Annotated in this window: 8 protein-coding genes; 5 read left to right on the top strand and 3 right to left on the bottom strand. The window is 47.8% G+C overall.

The window, feature by feature from the left end; translation table 11 throughout:
* Nucleotides 1–70: 70 nt before the first annotated feature.
* Both IE054_RS15605 and IE054_RS15610 read right to left on the bottom strand, forming a co-directional pair.
* Nucleotides 71–1,183, bottom strand: coding sequence for a PilT/PilU family type 4a pilus ATPase (locus IE054_RS15605; RefSeq protein ID WP_189408025.1), 1,113 nt, complete (start codon nt 1,181–1,183; stop codon nt 71–73).
* Between the two features lie 10 nt (nt 1,184–1,193).
* A complete protein-coding gene (locus IE054_RS15610) occupies nt 1,194–2,237 on the bottom strand; it encodes a type IV pilus twitching motility protein PilT (RefSeq protein ID WP_189408027.1) in 1,044 nt (347 codons plus the stop codon).
* A 28-nt stretch (nt 2,238–2,265) separates the two neighbouring features.
* On the opposite strand from IE054_RS15610, the gene IE054_RS15615 reads away from it, so the two are divergent.
* The 5 genes from IE054_RS15615 (at nt 2,266) to IE054_RS15635 (ending at nt 6,081) form a co-directional block, all read left to right on the top strand.
* Nucleotides 2,266–2,952: a YggS family pyridoxal phosphate-dependent enzyme gene (locus tag IE054_RS15615; protein ID WP_189408028.1), complete on the top strand. Its 687-nt coding sequence runs from the start codon at nt 2,266–2,268 to the stop codon at nt 2,950–2,952.
* A gap of 46 nt (nt 2,953–2,998) precedes the next feature.
* Complete coding sequence (gene proC / locus IE054_RS15620) at nt 2,999–3,820, top strand: pyrroline-5-carboxylate reductase (protein ID WP_189408030.1); 822 nt, start codon at nt 2,999–3,001, stop codon at nt 3,818–3,820.
* 18 nt (nt 3,821–3,838) lie between these two features.
* Nucleotides 3,839–4,378, top strand: a complete 540-nt coding sequence (locus IE054_RS15625; RefSeq protein ID WP_189408031.1) for a YggT family protein — start codon at nt 3,839–3,841, stop codon at nt 4,376–4,378.
* A gap of 10 nt (nt 4,379–4,388) precedes the next feature.
* Entirely contained in the window at nt 4,389–4,820 is a 432-nt protein-coding gene (locus IE054_RS15630) for a DUF4426 domain-containing protein (protein ID WP_189408033.1), read from the top strand.
* Nucleotides 4,821–5,043: 223 nt separating this feature from the next.
* Nucleotides 5,044–6,081, top strand: a complete 1,038-nt coding sequence (locus IE054_RS15635; RefSeq protein ID WP_189408034.1) for a hypothetical protein — start codon at nt 5,044–5,046, stop codon at nt 6,079–6,081.
* A gap of 237 nt (nt 6,082–6,318) precedes the next feature.
* Here IE054_RS15635 and IE054_RS15640 read toward each other — a convergent pair whose 3' ends face one another.
* On the bottom strand, nt 6,319–7,488 hold the full coding sequence (locus IE054_RS15640; RefSeq protein ID WP_189408036.1) for a hypothetical protein: 1,170 nt from the start codon (nt 7,486–7,488) through the stop codon (nt 6,319–6,321).
* Between the last annotated feature and the right edge of the window lie 102 nt (nt 7,489–7,590).

The raw sequence follows: 7,590 nt of genomic DNA on the forward strand, positions 1-7,590 counted from the left end.
CCCTTCAGTCAGACCTCAGCCGCTTGATTGTATCGCCCGCTGAAGAAACACCACGAGCAACGCCGGCATATTAGTCATCCATATCAATTGACACATCTGACAGTGTACCCAGACTGGAGCCTTCGTTGGTGTCCAGTTTTACCATCAGACGTAAATCGTTGGGTGAATCGGCGTGGTGCAGCGCCTGCTTAAGATCAATTCTGCCTGCTTTGTAAAGGTCATACAGCGCCATATCGAAGCTCTGCATGCCGGACTCTTTGCCCTTTTTCATGGCTTCCTTAAGGCTGCCTATCTCGTTGCGACGGATCAAATCCGCCACCAGCGGTGAATTCAGCAGAATTTCAATTGCGGCCACCCGGCCGTTGCCGTCGGTCGTCGGTACCAGTTGCTGGGCAACAATGGCCCGGATGTTCATACTCAGGTCAAACCGTAATTTATCGTGCTGATCTTTAGGCGCAAGGTGCATGATCCGTTCTATCGCCTGATTGGCATTATTGGCGTGCAGGGTCGCGACACACAAGTGCCCCGTATCGGCAAAGGACATGGCATATTCCATGGTTTCCATGGAGCGTATCTCACCAATTAAGATTACATCCGGTGCCTGGCGCAGCGAGCTTTTCAGTGCGTCGTCAAACGACTGGGTATCCAGCCCGACCTCCCGCTGCGTGATTACGCAGTTATTATGCTCATGCACAAATTCAATAGGATCTTCAATGGTCAGAATATGACCATGAGAGTTCTTATTGCGATGGCCGATTAGCGCCGCCAGTGACGTTGATTTCCCCGTACCGGTTCCACCCACAAACAGCACCAGACCACGCTTGGACATAATAATGTCTTTAAGTACCGGCGGCAGCCCCAGTTCATCCACCTTTGGAATTTGAGTCACAATGCGTCGGATCACCATGCCAGCCAGATCACGCTGCCAGAAGGCGGAACACCTGAAGCGCCCCACCCCGTCGCGGGCAATGGCGAAATTGCACTCGCGGGTTGAGTGAAACTGCTGTTGCTGGTCTTCACTCATGGCTTCATGCACCAGACTCAGTGCTTCTTCATCGGTGAGACGATCCTCTGTCAGCGGGGTCAGTGTGCCGTTAATTTTGGCACTGACCGGAAATCCGGCGGTAATGAACAGGTCAGAGGCTGAATGCTCAACCATCTGAGAAAGAAATGAATCTAGCATTGGCGTATTCCTATAAGTTACTGCCGGACTGTTTATCGATGGATTTTGCCGCCGCGTCCTGTCGCGAAATCACGTTCATTGCAACCAGACGCTGCAGCGCCTGATCCATGGTCTGCATGCCATGCGCTTGCCCTGTCTGGATCACTGAGTACATCTGCGGCACCTTGTCCTCACGAATAAGGTTACGGATAGCAGGAATACCCACCATAATTTCATGTGCAGCGACACGCCCGCCGCCGACTTTTTTCAGCAGTGTCTGTGAGATAACCGCACGTAAGGATTCCGACAACATGGAGCGCACCATGGATTTTTCTTCTGCCGGAAATACATCAATGATCCGGTCAATGGTTTTGGGCGCCGAGTTAGTGTGCAGAGTACCAAACACCAGATGGCCGGTTTCGGCCGCCGAAATGGCCAGACGAATGGTTTCTAAATCCCGTAATTCCCCCACCAGGATCACATCCGGATCTTCCCGTAACGCAGAACGAAGCGCGGCATTAAAGCTGTGGGTGTCACGGTGTACTTCACGCTGGTTTACCAGGCTGAGTTTGTTGTCGTGGACAAACTCGATAGGATCCTCAATGGTCAGAATATGCTCACGCTTATTGGTGTTAATATGGTCAATCATGGCCGCCAGGGTGGTACTTTTACCGGAACCGGTGGCGCCGGTGACCAGCACAATCCCGGTCGGCTGATTGATAATATCTTTGAAGATGGCCGGTGCCCCCAAATCATCCAGTGTCAGAACGTCGCTGGGAATAGTCCGCAGCACCGCGGCAGCGCCACGGTTCTGGACAAAGGCGTTAACACGAAAGCGTGACAGGTCTTTGACCTCAAAGGAAAAGTCAGTTTCCAGGTTTTCTTCATATTCCTTTCGCTGGTTGTCATTCATGATTTCGTACACCAGCGCGTGCACCTGTTTATGGTCGAGCGGATCCACGTTCAGCTTGCGCATCTCGCCATCTACCCGAATCAGCGGGGGTAAGCCTGCGGATAAATGTAAATCGGAAGCCTTGTTTTTGACACTGAACGCCAATAGTTCGGTAATATCCACTAGCCGTTTCTCCTAACCAAGGTGATTAATGCAAACAATAGCAGAAAGACTGAAATCCGCCCATGAGCGAATTGAGCAGGCTCTTGCTGGTGCCCATCGTCCATCAAATAGTGTGCAATTGCTAGCCGTAAGCAAGACCAAACCCGTATCTGATCTGCTGATTGCGTATGAAGCCGGGCAACGTTTGTTTGGTGAAAACTATGTCAGTGAGGGTGTGGAAAAAATTCAGGCACTCAAAGCACTTACCGGTATTCAGTGGCATATGATAGGGCCGCTGCAGTCGAACAAGACCCGCGCCGTAGCCGAACATTTTGACTGGGTGCAAAGTGTCGACCGGCTGAAAATTGCCCGGCGTCTGAACGATCAGCGGCCAGAAGGTATGGCGCCGCTGAATGTTTGTATTCAGGTTAATATTGACGACGAAGACAGTAAGTCCGGTGTCGCCCCTGAAGAGATAGATACGCTCATCGACGCCATCACGGGATTTGAGAAGCTCACCCTGCGCGGCCTGATGGCGATTCCCAAGGCCGACCCGACACCTGAGCAGCAGCAACAAAGCCTGACTGCATTGCACGATTTATTTAAGCGCTACCATACAAAGCTGAGCAATTTTGATACCCTGTCCGTAGGAATGAGTGCGGATATGGAGGCGGCCATTACCCATGGCTCGACCATGGTGCGCGTCGGCTCAGCCATATTCGGCGCCCGGGATTAAGCGGGCAACATCGCAAACCTAATTTTAATGACTAAGAAGGGTAAACATGCAACAGAAAAAATTGGCCTTTATTGGTGCCGGCAATATGAGCCGCAGCATAATCAGTGGTTTAATTCAGTCTGGCTACGACAAGGATAGTATTCTTGCCAGTAACCCCTCCACGCCGAAGCTGGACGGACTGAAAGCAGAATTTGGTATTCGCACCACGCAGTCCAATGATGAAGCCGCGCAGTTTGCCGATGCTATTGTGCTTGCCGTAAAACCGCAAAAAATGGCGGAAATGTGCGAAGCCCTGCAGAAGAACAACGATTTGTCTGATTGTCTGTTTATGAGTATTGCCGCCGGTTTGCCCGTCAGCCGCCTGCAGGAAATGTTAGGGGGCGACTACCCGGTGGTGCGCATTATGCCAAATACGCCCAGTCTGCTGGGCAAAGGCATGTCAGGCATGTACGCCGATCCCACTGTGACCGATGAGAACCGCCAGTACGTTGATGATGTCATGAACAGCGTGGGTGAAACCGTGTGGGTTGAGAAAGAAGATGACATCAACGGTGTGATTGCCGCTGCAGGCAGCAGCCCGGCGTATTTCTTCTTATTCCTCGAAGCAATGCAGGAAGAAGCCATGAACATGGGCTTTGATGAGAAGCAGTCACGCCTGATGGTTCAGCAAGCCATGTTAGGCGCCGCCGAAATGGTCATTCACAATGACGACCTGTCTATCGGTGAACTACGTGAACAGGTTATCTCAAAAGGTGGGACAACGGCAGCCGCCGTGAACACCCTGATTGATGAAGGTTTGCCTGAAACCGTTGCCAAGGCAATGCGTGCTGCCGTAGCTCGCGCAGAAGAAATGGCAAAACAGCTTTAAACTCCGGGATCCGCAGTAATGAACGCAACCTATTTCCTTGTCAGTACCCTGTTCAACCTGTATCTCATGGTCGTTATTTTACGGCTATGGCTGCAGTTAGTGCGGGCCGATTTTTACAACCCGTTAAGTCAGTTTGTGGTGAAAGCCACCCATCCGCTGGTCGCGCCGATGCGGCGTATCATTCCCTCCATGGGGCGGCTGGATACGGCGACCCTGTTGCTCGCAATTATCGTCGCAGGGCTTAAAATTGTCACCCTGTCGCTGCTGTTCGGGGGCAACCTGAATCCACTGGCGCTGGTCATCGTGGCGGTTATGGATGTCGTTAAGGAAACCCTGTCACTGATGTTCTGGGTGTTATTGCTGCGGGCCATTTTAAGCTGGGTATCGCAGGGACAAACCGCCATTGATTATGTGCTCTATCAGCTAACAGAGCCCTTCCTTGCGCCAATCCGCAAGGTTATTCCGCCTATTGGCGGGCTGGATTTGTCGGTACTGGTTGCGATCATTGCGCTGCAGTTTCTACAATTACTGATCCAGGATACCTTCGGGCTTTACTAGGGGGCGTTATATGAAACGGTTTATTCTGACAGTGCTGTCACTGGTGCTTGTGACACTAAGTAGCCAGGCCAGTGCGGAACAAAAACAACGGCTGGGGGACTGGGATGTCCACTATATGGTTGTGAATACGCCGTTTCTGACCCCCGAGGTGGCCGCAAACTACGGCATTGTGCGCAGCAAGTACAATGCCCTGATTAACCTGTCGGTGCTGGATGCACAAACCGGCGATGCGCAGCGCGTATCAGTCTCAGGAAAAGCGACCAATCTGCTGGGCTCAGGCCATGAACTGAGCTTTAAAAAAGTTGAAGAAGGCGACGCTATTTATTACCTGGCAGTACTCCCCTACCGGGATCAGGAAACCTTCCGTTTTGCGATTGATATTCAACATGGCGAAAAGCAGCAAACCCTGACTTTTAAGCAGAAACTGTACGTTGATGAGTAAATAAGGCCAGCGTCCGCGCTTGTCATCCTCTCGCAGGCGAGGATCTCATTTGTGCCAGTAGCGGACGGTGGTACTTCATGTCGCGGGCGGCAGCTGGGTACGTAAACCGGACGTCTAGCATTCTTTCCTATGAAGACACAGATTATGGTTTTTCAGTGAAAACGGGTGCTACTATGAAGCCCCAGTAATAAGCTGTTAGATTCTTTGAGATTTCAAGATGATATTGTCAAATAATGCAATCGAAGCAATGGGTTTTTCAGAATATCCAGAAAGTGATGTGCTTGAGGTTCGATTTGGTATTGTTAGAGTGTTTTCAGTCCAAGGGGTTAATTTTCATCCAAGTAGCTCGAAAACCATATCGGACGTTGTTAAGTTCGGTGAAAATTGTACGGTTGTGATTTCCAATTCGTTGAATGAGGGCTGTAGACTTTTAACTGGTGAAAATTTCGTAGATGAAGACGAAGAAAATTGGGTCGAGAACAGAAAGACAAGACCACCGTTTGTACTGGTCTATTTTAAAGAGTTTTGCACTCGGACGTTAAAGGGTGGATGGAGAAAAGAACACGAAGGAAGCATAATGACCTATGACGCTTTCCCTACAGGAAAAGAAGATATAAGAAAGTGGGAGAAAGAGTCGCTGCCCAATATAATTACATCTTTAGTAGCTCATTTATCTACTCTAGAACGTCCTGTGAACTTAGTGCCAGTTGATAGCGCAATATCAGGCACAACTTCTGGAGGTATTTCCTTATTTGATGTCAAGATGACTGCGAATGCCAATATGTTCGTATCATCTGGAAAAACACCAGAGGATATCAATATGTCATTACAATCTTCGACTGAAGTGTTTGAGCAACTGGAATACAAAGCAAGTCGTCATTTCTATTCCGCGCTCAATGAAAAAGACAGATTCAAGCAGTTTTTGAGTTACTTTTTGTTTATTGAGCGAACCACTCACAAGTGCTTTAAAAGGCTTGATTATAATATTGACGCAAGGCCAACATTTAATGTTCCGAGCAGGCTGACTGAATCAGGCTCACTCTTCTTTGAGCAAAGATTTAGTGATGCGAAAAACTTGGCCCAAAGGTTTAATTGGTGTGCCCAGCTTGTCTGGAATACATTAAATGATAGTGACATCAATGATTTTAATGAGCTAAAAAAAACTCGTGACCTGCTTAGCCATGGTGAAGACGTACCAGAATCTGATTTGCCGGTTGAAAAAGCAAGAAAATTGGCGTCAAAGATACTGGGAACAGTATGAATCTAATAAGAGCATATTGCCTGACGGGTTTTTCGCTGCGTTTCAAAAAATCTGCAAATCCGAGCGCTATACCGTCCGCTCGTTGTCTAGAGGAGATCACCGCCTTTGCGGTGCTGACGGGCTGGATATCACTCTTTGCTGTTAAAAGAATATTGACCGCAAAACCGAAAAGCAGTAACGGGGTAGAACCCCTGTACTAGTGGCGATTCACTCAAAAAGTGTGCACAGGGTGTAATGCTACAGAGATATTTCTGTATTCGCCTCGTTCCTTAATTTTTCGTAGCCTTCTTCAAACACGGATGTTATATAGTCATCAAACCTCTTATCCAACAACTGAATCGCTTCGAGTGCAGCGCGGGGGGCACGCGCGTCGACTATTAGTTCGACCTTTTCAGAAGAGTTCGAGCCATTTTTTACATGCATTCGAAATTCGATAAAGTATTCTAATTTGTCAGCTAGTTGTGAATTCTTTCTAGTGGGCGCGCTAATTTCAGCCTCAACCGGAAGTTTCATTGAATTATAGTCAATTTGAGACTGACTCATCTCTTCGGCATATACTAACTTCGAATCCGTCTCAAAATTGGGACTTCCAAACTTATTTATAATTGCGTTTTTGACTGCGTCTAAGCTTGACGTATCGTATACCTTACTCGCTTCAAAAGCATATATAATTTGATCAATCACTATGCTTTCTGAAAGCCGCCAACCGTTCCCTAGGTCATTCGTATCCATTTTACCGATGGGAAATGGGGCGAGATTAAAAAAGTCGTAAGTGGCTTGTTCGTATTCTATATCTCTTACTCGAAAGTTCATTTCCTTTAATTTTGAATTATACTCGATAAGTAATTCGTTGAACTTATCAGTAAGATAAAATGAGTTTGACATTTCAGGTTCTACTTTGTGAGCAGACCTCTCTTGTAATGCTATTCCCATAATCCCAAAACGAGGACCAATTGACCTGAACTCCGTCACTTGATTTTTTTCGTTAGCACGCACGAGGTTAGTTTTTTTCTTTGTCCCAATCAATTTTTGTGACTTTGGCTCTTGAGAAGCACTAGACCCGGGGTTAACTTTTTCCGAAATTAACTCAGTAGTTTCACTTATAGAAAGTGAGACCGGACATACTGGCGTATAGACTCTAGCCTTATCACCTTTATGATTGCTTGGAAGTAGTGCTCTTATACTCCTCCAAGCTGGGAAAAAAATAGCTTGCTTGCCTTTACCATGGGTTATCGCATAAAAAATAGATTTTCCTGTTTCGTCCATTTTTTTGGTTGCGTGTTCTCCAAGCCAAGGCCGAAGCGCCACATTTGGCGCACGCGTGATTAGAAGCTCTGTGTCAAATACTGAATCACAAAATGCATTAGGTAATGATTGATCTGTCCCGAATTCAGATAATAAGTGCACCACTCATGGTTAAACGGCGAGAAGAGATCAACTGCCTGTTGGTGGTACTCTGTAGTCGCCAAACAAACAGAAGTAATCACCATGAGTTACAAGCAGTTGATC

The sequence above is a fragment of the Alteromonas halophila genome (assembly GCF_014651815.1).
GTDB classification, from domain to species: domain Bacteria; phylum Pseudomonadota; class Gammaproteobacteria; order Enterobacterales; family Alteromonadaceae; genus Alteromonas; species Alteromonas halophila.

Coding starts and splice junctions, on each gene's coding strand:
- IE054_RS15630 (WP_189408033.1), top strand. CDS start 4,389: ATGAAACGGTTTATTCTGACAGTGCTGTCACTGGTGCTTGTGACACTA.
- IE054_RS15615 (WP_189408028.1), top strand. CDS start 2,266: ATGCAAACAATAGCAGAAAGACTGAAATCCGCCCATGAGCGAATTGAG.
- IE054_RS15605 (WP_189408025.1), bottom strand. CDS start 1,183: ATGCTAGATTCATTTCTTTCTCAGATGGTTGAGCATTCAGCCTCTGAC.
- proC (WP_189408030.1), top strand. CDS start 2,999: ATGCAACAGAAAAAATTGGCCTTTATTGGTGCCGGCAATATGAGCCGC.
- IE054_RS15625 (WP_189408031.1), top strand. CDS start 3,839: ATGAACGCAACCTATTTCCTTGTCAGTACCCTGTTCAACCTGTATCTC.